This window comes from Chryseobacterium proteolyticum (assembly GCF_046591535.1).
GTDB classification, from domain to species: domain Bacteria; phylum Bacteroidota; class Bacteroidia; order Flavobacteriales; family Weeksellaceae; genus Chryseobacterium; species Chryseobacterium proteolyticum.
Window position 1 is genome coordinate 143,270 of record NZ_JBJLWK010000004.1, and the last position, 13,650, is coordinate 156,919.

The following is a 13,650-nucleotide window of genomic DNA, read 5'->3' on the forward strand; positions in this document are numbered from 1 at the left end:
TACATTTTTGTATGGAATAGCTTTTCAGATGCCTCATTGAACATTTTTCCACCATTCGTTAAACTTCTGATCTGTTTTGTCTAAATGAACTAATTCACCAATCATAGGGGTTGCTAATCGATAAGATTGGTTCTTTGAAAGAGCAGTGATTTTTTCCAAAGGTTCTTTCCAGGGGTGGTTGGCCAGGGTGAATTTAGAATTATGCACGGGTAATAAATTCTGGGCACCCAGCTCTTTTGTTCCCAAAGCAACTTCTTCCGGAAGCTCATGTACCGATTGCCATGCTTTATTATATTGCCCGCATTCCATAATGGCCCAATCAATTTTTCCGTATTTTGAGCCTATGGATTTGAATCTATCATCACGCCCTCCGTCTCCGCTGTAGTACACTTGCATAGAAGGTGTCTGAATCAGGAAAGAAAGCCATAATGCCTGTCCGCTTCTGAATCCTCTTCCGGAATCATGATGTGTAGATTCCGTAAATATGGTAAATCCTGGCTTTACGTTTACGGATTCGTACCAGTCTTTTTCTATAATCTGATCGGGTGTATATCCCCAGCGTTCAAAATGAGCTCCGTTCCCTAAACCACAGACTACATGTTTTGTCTTTTTTTGCAATTCTTTTATGGTTTCGTAATCCAGATGATCATAATGATCATGCGATAAAAGTAGATAGTCGATTTCAGGCAGGTCTGCTACCGTATAAATATCACTTCCTTTATAAGCCGTAACACTTCCAGGGATAGGGGAGGCTTTTCCACTGAATACAGGATCAACAAGGATCTTTACGCCATCGAGCTGAAGAAAAAATGAAGAATGCCCAAACCATACATACGCGTTATCATGAATATTCAGTGCTTTTAAATTAGTCTTTATGGATGGTAGCGAATCTACCGGGCTACGGTGAGGAAATTTTGTAAACAGGGTTTCGTATAATACACCCGGCATCGAATAGCCTTTAGTAAGCGTTGGCCTCTCCACAATATTCCTGAATCTGCCATCTTTATAATGGGAAGAAGCTTTTATCAGTTCAAGACGTTTACCCTCCGGCAGGGCTCCGAATTCCTCCCGCCTCATATAGAAAAAGGTAACGATACCAAGAACAGTGATAATGAGGAGCAGCAGGATCAATATTTTCCGGAATACTTTTACAATTCTTTTCAATGTGATTGATTTTTTACTTCAAAATGTTTTTAGATGTCCAGATCACCCGGAACATCAGTGATGTGTTTTTATTACATAAAGATAATACTTCCCAATAAAGTAATGATGGGTTTATTATTTATAGGACGATCGACTTTGGATTATACTTTATCTGGATTTATTTGAAATAAAAAAAGACCCCAAATGGGGTCTTCTGTGTGATTTGATATTATCTTATCGGAAAATATCTGGAAAACTATGCAAGTTTTACGTTTACTGCGTTTAATCCTTTTTCACTTTTTTGTACTTCAAAAGTTACTTTATCGTTTTCACGAATAATTCTTGTGCTTAACCCTGAAGCGTGTACAAAGATATCCTGTCCTCCGTCTGCTGGAGAAATAAATCCGAAACCTTTTGTTTCGTTAAAAAATTTTACTGTGCCTTCTTGCATTGTAATTGTTATTAAAAATTGTTGTTATTTATTATTTGATCAGTTGAATATCAATAGCAGAAAATCCTTTCGGAGATCTCTCTTTTTCAAATGATACTTTATTTCCTTTCTTTACGGGTTCCGCACAGTTGTTGGAATGGAAAAATACATTTTCCTTTGTTTTATCTTCTGTAATAAAACCATAACCTTTTTCACTGAAAAAAGTAATAATTCCTGATTTACGGATTTCCTCTTCAGGAATAGGAGCAGCTCCCAGCTGAATATCATCAAGGTTAATTTCTTGCGTCTCTTCAGGTGGAGTAGAAGTAAGTCTTCCGTATGAATCCACATACGTTAGCATTTCATCAAGTCCCTTTCCTTTATTGTTATTAGTTTTTCGTTCTTCACGGCGTAAAGCCTTTTCTTTTTGTTTTTGAATTTTTTTTCTTGAAATTTTCTTTTTTTAGAGAAAGAATCTGCCATAAATTAATTTTATTATTTAGTTATTATATTAAAGTACTGGAGCGGATCGGCGTTATAAAGCCTGTCCGTTTTTTCTTTTTTTCCTACGGGTATCACTGTATGATCTGCATTTTTTTCTATAGGTGTAGGTTTAATCTCCACCGGGTTGCTTAGCAATGGATCAGCAAATCTTTTAACCTTGTCTGATATGACCGAAGAAAAAAGTAAGGTTTGTCTTTTATGAGGAAGAAGTTTAATAACTTTCTTCACATCATTCACAAAATTCGTATCGAGCATTTTATCTGCTTCATCTAAAACCAGGATTTCAATCCTGGAAAGACTGATAGGTCTCTGATTGATTAATTCAAGTAAAGCAGCAGGGGTTGTTATAAGAACGTCCACTCTTACTCTTAAAGCGGCAAGCTGATTTCCTTGTGATGTTCCATCATGAATGGTCAACTGGGATAAAGGAAGATATTTACTGTAAATTCTGAAATCTTCTTCAATCTCCACCGCTATTTCTTGTGTCGGTGTTAATACCAGTGTCCGTATTTCTTTATGTTCCGGTGCGCTTTTCTTCAACAGCTGAATAACAGGCATGGTAAATGCTGCTGTTTTTCCAGGTTCCTTAGGTCCAAACCCCAAAATATCTCTACCCATCAAAATCTGCGGAATAACATCCGCCTGTATTTCTGTCGGTTTAGAATATCCTGTCTCTGTAGCGGCGCGGATAATGGGATTAATTAAATTTAAATTTTTGAAATTCATTGATAAGGTTTGCCGAATCTTCGACCTTTGACCAATTCTTTATCAGGAATTGAATATTTATTTTATTGTTGGTGTATCGGAAAAAAATAATTTTTCCCGTTGTTTCATTTGCTTTGTTCACCAATAATCTGAATAAATAAAGATCGTTGCTGAGTTTGCAATAGCGTGGCATGCCTCACATTAAATGAGCACCTCTATACGCCCGTAAACCCTGGAGCCTGCGTAATGGTCTTCTTTTGTAATTTCTACTGAGAGTAAATCTCCTAAAGGAGTAAAAGGATCTTCAAATTGTTTTTCTATTCTTTGTTTTTTAAAGTTGCCTGTATATATATTCATTCAAGAAATAAATAAGGGTTAATTTTTGGCAGCTGAAAAAGCAAAAACTGAAAGAAAAAAATAAGTATTCTAAACTGTAACAGATAGCAAAGGCAGAGGCCTGGTTATTTATTAAGTGCAAAGATACGAAAAAATAAGGGATAATCGATGTTTTAATTAATTGATTTTCAAAAAATTGTTTAAAAACAGCTTTTAGCCATAAAGAATCGGGCTTCTGTTTGTAAATATAAGGTCAAAATCTTTTGTAATGGGTTGTTTTTTTAATTAATGTATTACATGATCCTGTCAGCAACATTATATTTGCTAACAGGATCTGTTTGTTGAGGTTGCTTTTCCTCCTCTAAGCTAAGAAAATTAAAATATTGTCCACATCTGTTCCAAAAAATAACAATGTAAATATGAGAAAGGAATAGTCTTATTTACTTCAGCTTCAGTTCGTATATTTTTGCGGGGAGTGAAAATGCTTTCAGGGTGGTCGTTTTTATAAATTCAAATCCAACCGAATTGAAGAATGAGAGCATGGGATCATCTTCAGTTATGCTGATCCAGATACGATCTGTAAAAGTAATAGCTGATCTGCTTTTGTTCCATAATGATTGTCTTATTTCAGGCTGATCATATTCAGGAAGGATAGAAAAATCAATTATTTCCGTCATTCTCTCCCCTTCGGTTGCTTCCGGATATAATGATCCGCTTTTAAAAAGGCAATAACCGACGGGTTCATGATCTGCAAATACCATAATGAGCTGGGTGGATAAGTCATTCAGGATATTGATCATTTTCCTGTATTCTACATTTTCGGCAAGGTATTCTTCAATTTTTTTCCGATGAAACTTTTCCAGAATAGGTATTTCTGATATAAGGTCTCATGACAGCAAAAAGGTGATCGATTCCCTGGTCTGATCCTACGGTAAATTTGGATATAATTTCCATTATGATTCTTTTTTTACCCAAAGCTAATGGATTATTAAACTGTTGTATGAGTACAGTTGAGTACAATTGAATCAGTACAGTTGGTTTTTAATCATTTGTGCAAACACATTTGTACATTTGCTATGAAAAAGATGAAACGCCATGAAGACGTACAGATATGAGATTTTTACCACTGCTATTGAAGATAAAATAAAGACTGGAATGTTAAAGCCCGGCACCCGTCTACCGTCTGTGAGAGAGATTAAAGAAAATTATCATCTGAGTACAAGTTCGGTTCAAAGTGGTTATGATCATCTGGTGATGAAAGGATGGGTGAAAAATATTCCCCGTTCCGGTTATTTTGTAGCAGCTGATATTCCACAAATAAACAGTGAAATCTTACCACTTTACCCAGTCTCAAAAAATGAAGTTTTCAATAAAAACGTTGCTCTGATTTCATCAAGAAATAAGCCCTCCGAATATACCTCATTTAATTCGGCAGCACCTACGGATCTTTTGATTCCGCAAAAGCTCATTTTAAAAAAAAATGCAGGAAGTGATCCGCGAAAAAGGGACTTCACTTCTTCGCTACTATCCTGCTAACGGGTCATTAGAACTAAGAGATCTTATCGCTAAACGTGCTTCTCAATATGGATACACATTGCATCCTGAAAAATTAATCATTACAGATGGAGCATTGCAGGCACTTTACATTGCCCTGGCATCTGTGACAAATGCCGGTGATCTCATTGCTGTTGAAAGTCCGTGCGTTTTTTCTGTTTTGGAAGTAATTGCCAATCTGAAACTTAAAGCCATAGAAATTCCTGTCCGGGATAGAGATGGTTTTGATACGGGATATTTAAAAAAGATATGCGCGGATCATAATATCAGATCTCTTGTAGTTACACCTAATTTTCACAATCCTACCGGAATTCTGATGTCGGATATTGTAAAAAAAGAACTGCTTTCCATTGCGGAAGAATATGAGTTTCCGATTATCGAAAATGATATTTACGGAGACCTTTATTTTGGCAATGAGAGACCTTCGGGGATTGGGAGTTTTGATACCGGTGGCTGGGTAATAACTTTTTCTTCTTTTTCTAAAACATTGGCTCCCGGTATTCGCCTGGGATGGATGCATTCGGGAAAATTCCATGCGGAAGCAGAGAGAACCAGGTTTGCCTTAGGAAGATCTGTTGCTCCGGTATATCAGGAAATGGTCATTAAACTGCTTGAAGACCATAGCTATGATAAACATTTGCGTTCATTTCGTAAACAGCTATATAAGCAGGCTAAAGATGTGCTAGAGGTATTAAAAAGCCATTTTCCGGATGGGTCTTATTTTGAAGATCCTCAGGGTGGATACAGCATTTGGGGAAGTTTGCCTGAAGGAGTGGATATGGAGAAATTTTACGCTTATTGCGAACAGCAAAGAATATTATTTACTCCAGGAGAAATTTTTAGTCTTACCGATCAGTTCAGGTACCATTTCAGGATTATTTTTGCAGAACGTATCACATCCCATAGCCTGTTGGCTTTGCAAAATATAGGTGAGAATTTGAAACAGATATTGTGAGTGTTTTTCCGGCTTTTATCTGTTAATTCAGAATCATATTTTCATATTGAGAGCATATGCTTTTCTCAATAATCGTGTTTGTCGGATTTTTTTTGCAAGTGGCTTTTACATAATCAAGATCATTTTGATTATGATTTTGAAAATTGAAAATATATTTATAATGCCTATTTTCAAAGAATTACGAATTCCTAACTGTTGTTCGTAAATAATTATTTTCGTGTTTCAATAAAATACCTATATTTACCACCAAGGAGTTCATTTATACTTCTTTATCAACCGGAATTGGTTACACTTAGCTGTGAATTAAAAGGGAATCGTGTGTGAATCACGAACTGTCGCGCAACTGTAAGTAACACTCAAAAGGTTTTTATCAATCAGGGTTCACTGTTCTTTTTTTGAATGGGAAGGACGATAAAAATTGTTACAAGTCAGGAGACCTGCCTATTTCGAATTGACGATGCTTTCGCGATCTGAAGCTTATAGTCAGGTATGATACGATGTGATAACAGTGCCCGATATCTTTTTGTGTACATTATCATTTTTAAGAAATGGTTTACAGGTTTTGCTTTTCAGGGCTGTATCATTTCTACAGCTTGCTCGTATTAGTCCCTTTCCATAATTTTCTCTTTTACAAAGTATTGTGAAGTTTTATCAGCACCTTTTATATTGATTTATAAGCATTACAGGCTGATGGCAGCAATCTTTGACCGGATTGTTATTACATGAAAATGTAATGAGGCTGTTCAACCATTCATTAAGGTTTATAGGTCGTTTAATTATTTTAATCATTTAAAGAATAATCTTTCTTTAAATTGTTGGAAGAATGTGAGTTAAAATACATCAAAACGAACAATAATATTAAAGATGAGTAAAAATGTAAGTCTAGAGTCTGCCGGATTACGTTTCCGGGAGACGATGCAAAAAGAAAACCCTCTTCAGATTGTCGGGGCTATCAATGCCAATCATGCATTGCTGGCGCAACAGGCAGGATTCAATGCTATTTATCTTTCCGGAGGAGGAGTTGCTGCAGGATCGTTGGGAATTCCGGATCTGGGAATTACGACCCTTGAGGATGTTCTGATCGATATTCAACGAATAACCAATGTATGTGATTTACCTCTATTGGTGGATGTAGATACGGGGTTTGGTCCTTCGGCATTCAACGTAGCAAGAACTGTAAAATCATTAATTAAAGCCGGAGCAGGTGCTTTGCATATTGAAGACCAGGTGGGAGCGAAACGTTGTGGGCACCGTCCAGGTAAAGAAGTGGTAAGCAAAGAGGAAATGGTAGACCGTTTGAAGGCTGCTGTTGATGCTCGGACGGATGAAAATTTTGTGATCGGGGCACGTACTGATGCTTTTGCCAATGAAGGGCTTGAAAAAACATTGGAAAGGGCTGTTGCCTATAAAGAAGCCGGAGCAGATTTCATCTTTGCGGAGGCTGTTCCTGATTTAAGCTATTATCAAAAGTTTGTAGACGCTACAGGTATTCCTGTACTGGCCAATATTACAGAATTCGGAATGATTAAAATGTATACTGCTGATGAACTGAAAGATGCGGGAGTCGGTTTGATTTTATATCCCCTTTCTGCTTTCCGGGCGGCAAATAAGGCAGCACTGAATGTTTACGAGCATATCCGGAAAGATGGAACCCAGGCTCATGTAATTGATACCATGCAGACCCGGGAAGAGCTTTACAAAAGCATTGGATACCATGATTACGAACAAAAATTAGATAACCTATTTAAACAGAACAAGAATGTCAATGAATAACGAACCAACATTTAAGCCTAAGAAAAGTGTAGCGCTTTCCGGGGTTGCCGCAGGTAATACTGCACTTTGCAGTGTAGGAAAAAGTGGAAATGATCTCCATTACAGAGGTTATGACATTTTGGACCTCGCAGAAAAAGCAGAATTTGAGGAGGTAGCCTATCTTCTTATTTACGGACAGCTACCAACAGGAGCCCAGCTAAAAAACTATAAAGCCAAATTGAAATCACTGAGAGGATTACCACATTCTGTAAGAAATATCCTGAAAAGTATTCCTGCAGCTGCCCATCCGATGGATGTAATGCGCTCCATGGTTTCAGCAATTGGAAGTATTCAGCCTGAAAAAGACGATCATAATGTGGCGGGAGCAAGGGATATTGCAGACAAATTACTGGCATCATTCAGTTCCGGACTTTTGTATTGGTATCATTATACGCATAACGGAAAAGAGATTGATGTAGAAACTGATGATGATACTATTGGGGGCCATTTTCTTCACCTGTTGCATGGTAAAAAAGCACCTGATTCCTGGGTGAAGGCAATGGAAATCTCTCTTAATCTGTATGCAGAGCATGAATTTAACGCTTCTACTTTTACTGCGCGTGTTATTGCGGGAACCTCTTCAGATTTTTATTCCTGTATAACGGGAGCTATCGGTGCTTTAAGAGGTCCTAAACATGGTGGGGCGAATGAAGTGGCTTTCGAAATTCAGAGTCGTTATAATTCCCCGGATGAAGCGGAAGAGGATATCAGAAGGCGTATTGGTAACAAAGAAGTAATTATTGGATTTGGACATCCGGTGTACACCATATCGGATCCGCGAAACGTAGTGATAAAAAAAGTAGCGAAAGAACTTTCCGAAGAGGCCGGAGATATGTTGCTTTATCATATTGCTGAAAGGCTGGAAACCATAATGTGGGAAGAAAAGAAAATGTTCCCTAACCTGGATTGGTTCTCAGCGGTTTCGTATCATCTGATGGGAGTGCCAACCCTTATGTTCACTCCGTTATTTGTTATTTCAAGAGTCACCGGATGGAGTGCCCACATCATTGAACAAAGGCAGGATGGCAAAATTATCCGTCCAAGTGCCAATTACACCGGGCCTGAAAATAAAGAATTTGTTCCTATCACAAGCAGATAATACAATCGATTTAAAATATAAACTAATTAAACTTAAAACAAAAAGATGTCATCACACATTTCAAATGAAAGACCACAACCAGATCAGGTATTAACAGATATTGCAGATTACGTATTGAACTTCGAAATTAAAAACGACCTGGCCTGGAAAACGGCCCAATACTGCCTTTTAGATACTATTGGATGTGGATTGGAAGCTTTAACTTATCCTGCCTGTACGAAATTATTGGGACCTATTGTAAAAGGAACTGTTGTTCCGAATGGAGCAAAAGTGCCGGGAACTCAGTTTCAATTGGATCCGGTTCAGGCGGCTTTCAATATCGGAGCTATTATTCGTTGGCTGGATTTTAATGATACATGGCTAGCTGCAGAATGGGGACATCCTTCTGATAACTTAGGAGGAATTTTAGCAACCGCTGACTGGTTGTCCAGAACCCATATTGCAGAAGGAAAAGCTCCTTTGAAAATGAAGCAGGTGCTGGAAGCCATGATCATGGCGCATGAGATTCAGGGTGTAATTGCTCTTGAAAATTCATTCAACAGAGTAGGTTTAGATCACGTTTTATTAGTGAAGTTGGCTTCTACGGCCGTTGTAGGGAAATTAATTGGATTGACCCGTGATGAGCTGATCAATGCGATCTCATTGGCCTTTGTGGACGGACAATCTTTAAGAACATACCGTCATGCTCCTAACACAGGAAGTCGTAAGTCATGGGCAGCCGGAGATGCCACTTCCAGAGCTGTCCGTTTAGCATTAATTGCCAAAACCGGCGAAATGGGTTATCCTTCGGTACTTACGGCTAAAACATGGGGATTCTATGATGTTTCATTTAAAGGAAATGAATTCAAATTTCAGCGTGAATACGGTTCTTATGTAATGGAGAATGTATTGTTTAAGATCTCTTTCCCTGCTGAATTCCATTCACAAACAGCCGTGGAAGCAGCTATGACATTGCACCATCAATTAAAAGGGATGGGCAAAACAACTGACGATATTAAAAAAAATTACTATTCGTACGCATGAAGCGGCTATCAGGATTATCGATAAAAAAGGTCCCCTGAATAATCCTGCAGACAGAGATCATGCGATTCAATATATGGTAGCGGTACCTCTTATCTTCGGAAGGCTGACTGCTGCCGACTATGAAGATAATATTGCTTCAGATGCAAGGATTGATATTCTTCGTGATAAAATTGAATGTATCGAGGAGGTTCAGTTTACCACTGATTACCATGATCCTGAAAAACGTTCCATTGCCAATGCATTAACAGTAGAGTTAAATGACGGAACTGTTTTGGAAGAAGTAAAAGTAGAGTATCCTATAGGACATAAACGAAGAAGGGATGAAGGAATTCCTGAACTGATTAAAAAGTATAAAGTGAATCTCGCCCGTATATTCCCGGAAAAGCAGCAAAGACTTGTATTGGAAAATTCTCTGGAGTATGATAAGCTGGTTAACCTCAATGTTAATGAGTTTGTGGATCTTTTGGTTATTTAATTATCTGAAATTCAATAAATAATTTCAGAAAAATAAAATAAATACTGACTTACCAAACACCTTAAAACAGATATTTGATTTTTTTTTCAAAGCCTGAACAATCGTGAAGTTCAGGCTTTGATATGTAATAACTTTTTATTGAAAATAAAATTGAAATTGTATCGAAGAATACCTACGTTTTGATGACTCCTATCAAGCCTGCAAGGATAGCCATTCCGAATAAAAGATAGAACACTTTCGTTGGAACATTTTTCCCACTGTATATTCCGCAAAAAGTTGAAACTCCTAAAAACAAAAATGATTTTGGGATGATCTTATACAAATTGATGTGAGGGTATTTCAGGACGACAAGGAGAATTCCTGTTAATAAAATGGTAACTCCAATAAGAATGTTTTTTTTATGAAGAACCTTATTCTGTTGAGGAAATAATATGGCAAGCTGAATAATAAATACTAAGAATGCGATGAAATGTAAAATCAGAACGATATTAAATAAAATCATGATAGTATTAGTTTATGGTTTTGTAAATAATAAAATCCACACGACAGACAAATGATAACGGCGATCAGGTGGGAAACTAAATGACCGGCTGTGGAGCCAGGATGTGATAGTACGACGAAGAAGTCTGTAGCTGGAATGATAGTTCCTAAAACCAGGATAACACCTAATGCGAAGAACTGTTTTTTCCCTAAAAGAAGGATAATGATCAATCCAAAGAAAAAATCACGGATTCCTTTGATATACTGAAAAGAAAAATCCCCATTGGTAACAGTATGGATACCATAATCTATTTCAGCACCAACAGGATTAATAAAAAAGCGGATTCCAATGTAAAGTAAACCAATACCTGAAATGAGGCTAAGCCAGAATGATGTTTTTTGTTGTAAACGTTTCATAAGAACTTTATTTTGTTGATACAAAATTCTTCAACGTTTAATAGAAATTGATGCACCCAGGTTAATAAATCATAAAAGTGATATTCTTTTTCTGATTCTGCTCAATGATTGTGGCTTTACTCCCACATAGGAAGCAATATAATATTGAGATATCCTTTGTTGCAGATCAAAATGCTCCTTAATAAATTTTTCGTAGCGGGATTTTGGAGAATCCGTATAAAATGAATTCCTGTCTTTTAATGTTTTGATAAGAACATACTCAATAGATAGCCGTCCAAATCGCTCTCCATTTTTTACCTGTTCATACAGCTTCTGAAGATTTTCATAGCTGATGGTCCAGATCCGGGTATTTTCTAAAGCCTGAATGAGTTGCTTGGATGGTGTCTGCGGGCCAAAGCTTTCAAAATTACAGGTAAATTCATTTTCTTTTGAGAAGCCATAAGTTCTTTCTTCCCCATCATCATTGATGTAATAACGGACAAGACCATTTTCAATAAAGCCGACATATTTGCAGATTTCACCTTCCTTAAGGAAAAAATCTCCTTTTTTATATTCTTTCAATCTGAATAAGTTCTGAATTATTTTTTCTTCATCATAACTTATTTCTACTATCTTTTTTATAGCCACAAGTAAAGCATTATCCATTCTAAAACAATTTAGTTAGCGGTAAAACTTATATCAACAGTATAATTTTGATAATATGGAAAGTTACGGCTTTCAATTAAAGAATAATAAACTTTGCGCTCAGTATTTTATTGAGCAGATTACTGATATTGGTATTCGATATTACTCCACAAAACAACATCACCGGATTCGGTCATTTCTGCTGGTTTATTAAAAGCACTTTTACCGAAAATAGTTTCATATTGTGTAACACCAAAAGTGTTCGTTTGTGAAATAAACATGGGTCCGAAATCAGTTCTTGGTACTTTTTTTACATACCGGAGTGATCTCTTTAACGTAAATGAAGATTTTTCTCTGTTAAAATTACCGATATAGGTCAATTCGTTATGATCATTGATAAATACAGAATCCTTGTCCATTGTAATGGTATATTTTATGCCGGCTGATGTTTCGGAAATCAGCTGTAAAGAGCTGTTTTTTATGTCAAGACTTATTTTCCCCCATATTGGTTCCTGATAAGTTCCCCAATAAGCAGTCAGATAAGATTCGCCGGGATCAGATTCCTGGGCAATCGGTCCTTTATAAAGAGTAACATTTTTTACAAGATAATTTTTATATTCCAGGTTATATAATGTTTTTTCCGTTGGTTTTGGTTTTTCAGAAATATCATCATTTCCCGCACATGAAATGAGTAATGTCGAAACTAAAAGAATATTGAGAATAGGTTTCATTGCAATTTAAAATTGTATCGTCAGGATAGTTTTTACGTATGTTTAATTCACGGTAAAGATACTTATTATTGTATTAAATCTCCTCAAATACTTTATATATGGGCTTTTAATAATTGTTAAATTTGCAATGAGCTAGTTTTTAGTAATTTAATTTTTGACAGTATCCATTAAATTGCGTCAAAAATGTGATGACGGCAAAAAATACTTTCTTCAATTCTTATAGGGTTAATTTAATAAGCCCTTGCAATATTGATTTCTTCATAAGTGTCCCATATATCAGTAGTGATTTTCGTTACCGTTAGTTCATTGCCATTTATTGAAGCTTTGTAATTGACAAAATTAAGGGTCATATTTGAAGAGGAACTGTTATAATATCCCTTTTGTATTTCATATTTTTCGCAGTTTATGTACGATACAAAAGTTGCAGGAGTAGTATCGATAAGCTGATCGATCTGGTAGTATGATTTTGCAGCACAGGTACCATCATGCGATACGGTAAAGGTTACCACCCCATTTTTTTTTCTTAAACGACTGGTACAAATAGTATCTGGTAGATTTTTCAGATGGGGCAGGAGAAGTATAATCCGAATCACTTATGCAGGAAGTAAGAAAAAGAATTGATAAGACCAGCAGGAACACTTTCATAATTTGATGTTTTTGCAAAGATATACTTTGAGATTATATAATGCTATTACTTTCATTGATGGATATCTTAACATAGCTTTTGATATATACATTATAGAAAAAAGTGAAAATTTAAATATACAAGTCTGTCTATTTAATTTATATCTTTGTACCATGAAACAAAGAGGACAAGTTGTAACCGACAGGATATTGGATACCGCCGAACGTTTATTTTATACACAGGGTTATAGTAATACCGGTATCAATCAGATCATTGAAGAGGCTGATATTGCCAAGGCATCTTTGTATAAACATTTTGAAACAAAGACGGACCTGTTGATCGCTTATATTCGCCGTACGCATGAGCTATGGTTCAGCAGGCTGGAAAGCAGTGTCAACAAAGTTAAAGATCCTAAACAGAAACTACTGGCACTTTTTGATCATCACACCGAACGTCAGAAATTCAGGCAGTTCGGAGGCTGTCCGTTCATTAAAGCAAATGATGAAGCAGGGACAAGTGATCCGGAAGTTTTAGCCGAAATACAATCAGCTAAAGTGCACAGTAAAGAATTTATAAAAAACCTTGTTGAAAATTCCGGACATAAGAACATATTGTCTGATGAAGAGCTGGCAGAAACAATCTACGTTATGCTGGAAGGCGCTATTGTTACCGCTTCCGTCTTTAAAAAACCTGACGAAATCCAGTCTGCCAAAAAAATCATTGAAAAACTGATCTAG

The 13,650-nt window shown here is 36.5% G+C and carries 15 protein-coding genes, 2 pseudogenes and 1 riboswitch; of the genes and pseudogenes, 6 read left to right on the top strand and 11 right to left on the bottom strand.

Annotation, left to right across the window (positions count from 1 at the left end; genetic code table 11):
* Window positions 1-33: 33 nt before the first annotated feature.
* The 6 genes and pseudogenes from ACJ5H0_RS16420 to ACJ5H0_RS16445 form a co-directional block, all read right to left on the bottom strand.
* Window positions 34-1,164, bottom strand: a complete 1,131-nt coding sequence (locus ACJ5H0_RS16420) for an MBL fold metallo-hydrolase (protein WP_411250601.1) — start codon at window positions 1,162-1,164, stop codon at window positions 34-36.
* 235 nt (window positions 1,165-1,399) lie between these two features.
* Window positions 1,400-1,594, bottom strand: a complete 195-nt coding sequence (locus ACJ5H0_RS16425) for a cold-shock protein (protein WP_089029390.1) — start codon at window positions 1,592-1,594, stop codon at window positions 1,400-1,402.
* Between the two features lie 31 nt (window positions 1,595-1,625).
* Window positions 1,626-2,056, bottom strand: a pseudogene (locus ACJ5H0_RS16430) (cold shock domain-containing protein).
* Window positions 2,057-2,068: 12 nt separating this feature from the next.
* On the bottom strand, window positions 2,069-2,803 hold the full coding sequence (locus tag ACJ5H0_RS16435) for a DEAD/DEAH box helicase (RefSeq protein WP_273650957.1): 735 nt from the start codon (window positions 2,801-2,803) through the stop codon (window positions 2,069-2,071).
* A 180-nt stretch (window positions 2,804-2,983) separates the two neighbouring features.
* Entirely contained in the window at window positions 2,984-3,139 is a 156-nt protein-coding gene (locus ACJ5H0_RS16440) for a hypothetical protein (protein WP_273650958.1), read from the bottom strand.
* Window positions 3,140-3,558: 419 nt separating this feature from the next.
* Entirely contained in the window at window positions 3,559-3,918 is a 360-nt protein-coding gene (locus ACJ5H0_RS16445; RefSeq protein WP_411250606.1) for a hypothetical protein, read from the bottom strand.
* A 295-nt stretch (window positions 3,919-4,213) separates the two neighbouring features.
* On the opposite strand from ACJ5H0_RS16445, the gene ACJ5H0_RS16450 reads away from it, so the two are divergent.
* The 5 genes and pseudogenes from ACJ5H0_RS16450 to ACJ5H0_RS16470 all read left to right on the top strand — a co-directional run bounded on the left by ACJ5H0_RS16450 (window position 4,214) and on the right by ACJ5H0_RS16470 (window position 10,036).
* Entirely contained in the window at window positions 4,214-4,654 is a 441-nt protein-coding gene (locus ACJ5H0_RS16450; RefSeq protein WP_411250609.1) for a GntR family transcriptional regulator, read from the top strand.
* Entirely contained in the window at window positions 4,599-5,627 is a 1,029-nt protein-coding gene (locus ACJ5H0_RS16455; protein ID WP_411250612.1) for an aminotransferase-like domain-containing protein, read from the top strand. The genes ACJ5H0_RS16450 and ACJ5H0_RS16455 overlap by 56 nt, the downstream gene beginning before the upstream one ends.
* Before the next feature lie 266 nt (window positions 5,628-5,893).
* Window positions 5,894-6,086, top strand: a riboswitch (cobalamin riboswitch).
* Window positions 6,087-6,491: 405 nt separating this feature from the next.
* Window positions 6,492-7,400 carry a methylisocitrate lyase gene (prpB, locus tag ACJ5H0_RS16460; RefSeq protein ID WP_273650960.1) on the top strand — a complete coding sequence of 303 codons (909 nt, stop codon included), beginning with the start codon at window positions 6,492-6,494 and terminating at the stop codon, window positions 7,398-7,400.
* Window positions 7,393-8,538, top strand: coding sequence for a bifunctional 2-methylcitrate synthase/citrate synthase (gene prpC / locus ACJ5H0_RS16465; RefSeq protein WP_273650961.1), 1,146 nt, complete (start codon window positions 7,393-7,395; stop codon window positions 8,536-8,538). The genes prpB and prpC overlap by 8 nt, the downstream gene beginning before the upstream one ends.
* 45 nt (window positions 8,539-8,583) lie before the next feature.
* Window positions 8,584-10,036: pseudogene (locus ACJ5H0_RS16470) on the top strand (bifunctional 2-methylcitrate dehydratase/aconitate hydratase).
* Between the two features lie 172 nt (window positions 10,037-10,208).
* On the opposite strand, the gene ACJ5H0_RS16475 reads toward ACJ5H0_RS16470, so the two are convergent.
* The 5 genes from ACJ5H0_RS16475 to ACJ5H0_RS16495 form a co-directional block, all read right to left on the bottom strand.
* Window positions 10,209-10,538: a hypothetical protein gene (locus ACJ5H0_RS16475; protein ID WP_411250616.1), complete on the bottom strand. Its 330-nt coding sequence runs from the start codon at window positions 10,536-10,538 to the stop codon at window positions 10,209-10,211.
* The gene (locus ACJ5H0_RS16480; protein ID WP_411250619.1) at window positions 10,535-10,933 is read right to left on the bottom strand and encodes a DUF4267 domain-containing protein; all 399 of its coding nucleotides are present in this window, start codon (window positions 10,931-10,933) and stop codon (window positions 10,535-10,537) included. The genes ACJ5H0_RS16475 and ACJ5H0_RS16480 overlap by 4 nt, the downstream gene beginning before the upstream one ends.
* 69 nt (window positions 10,934-11,002) lie before the next feature.
* On the bottom strand, window positions 11,003-11,578 hold the full coding sequence (locus ACJ5H0_RS16485; RefSeq protein WP_172276859.1) for a Crp/Fnr family transcriptional regulator: 576 nt from the start codon (window positions 11,576-11,578) through the stop codon (window positions 11,003-11,005).
* A gap of 119 nt (window positions 11,579-11,697) precedes the next feature.
* Window positions 11,698-12,288 (bottom strand): hypothetical protein, encoded by a 591-nt coding sequence (locus tag ACJ5H0_RS16490; RefSeq protein WP_411250623.1) that lies wholly within the window; start codon window positions 12,286-12,288, stop codon window positions 11,698-11,700.
* Window positions 12,289-12,518: 230 nt separating this feature from the next.
* Window positions 12,519-12,797, bottom strand: coding sequence for a hypothetical protein (locus ACJ5H0_RS16495; RefSeq protein WP_411250626.1), 279 nt, complete (start codon window positions 12,795-12,797; stop codon window positions 12,519-12,521).
* A 289-nt stretch (window positions 12,798-13,086) separates the two neighbouring features.
* Between ACJ5H0_RS16495 and ACJ5H0_RS16500 the strand changes: the two genes are divergently transcribed.
* Window positions 13,087-13,650 carry a TetR/AcrR family transcriptional regulator gene (locus ACJ5H0_RS16500; RefSeq protein ID WP_411250628.1) on the top strand — a complete coding sequence of 188 codons (564 nt, stop codon included), beginning with the start codon at window positions 13,087-13,089 and terminating at the stop codon, window positions 13,648-13,650.

Bases quoted from the DNA above. Each gene is read 5' to 3' on its own strand.
- ACJ5H0_RS16445 (WP_411250606.1), bottom strand. From the start codon at position 3,918: ATGATCAATATCCTGAATGACTTATCCACCCAGCTCATTATGGTATTT.
- ACJ5H0_RS16435 (WP_273650957.1), bottom strand. From the start codon at position 2,803: ATGAATTTCAAAAATTTAAATTTAATTAATCCCATTATCCGCGCCGCT.
- ACJ5H0_RS16440 (WP_273650958.1), bottom strand. From the start codon at position 3,139: ATGAATATATATACAGGCAACTTTAAAAAACAAAGAATAGAAAAACAA.
- ACJ5H0_RS16500 (WP_411250628.1), top strand. From the start codon at position 13,087: ATGAAACAAAGAGGACAAGTTGTAACCGACAGGATATTGGATACCGCC.
- prpB (WP_273650960.1), top strand. From the start codon at position 6,492: ATGAGTAAAAATGTAAGTCTAGAGTCTGCCGGATTACGTTTCCGGGAG.
- ACJ5H0_RS16455 (WP_411250612.1), top strand. From the start codon at position 4,599: ATGCAGGAAGTGATCCGCGAAAAAGGGACTTCACTTCTTCGCTACTAT.
- ACJ5H0_RS16490 (WP_411250623.1), bottom strand. From the start codon at position 12,288: ATGAAACCTATTCTCAATATTCTTTTAGTTTCGACATTACTCATTTCA.
- ACJ5H0_RS16450 (WP_411250609.1), top strand. From the start codon at position 4,214: ATGAAGACGTACAGATATGAGATTTTTACCACTGCTATTGAAGATAAA.
- ACJ5H0_RS16480 (WP_411250619.1), bottom strand. From the start codon at position 10,933: ATGAAACGTTTACAACAAAAAACATCATTCTGGCTTAGCCTCATTTCA.
- ACJ5H0_RS16425 (WP_089029390.1), bottom strand. From the start codon at position 1,594: ATGCAAGAAGGCACAGTAAAATTTTTTAACGAAACAAAAGGTTTCGGA.
- prpC (WP_273650961.1), top strand. From the start codon at position 7,393: ATGAATAACGAACCAACATTTAAGCCTAAGAAAAGTGTAGCGCTTTCC.
- ACJ5H0_RS16475 (WP_411250616.1), bottom strand. From the start codon at position 10,538: ATGATTTTATTTAATATCGTTCTGATTTTACATTTCATCGCATTCTTA.
- ACJ5H0_RS16485 (WP_172276859.1), bottom strand. From the start codon at position 11,578: ATGGATAATGCTTTACTTGTGGCTATAAAAAAGATAGTAGAAATAAGT.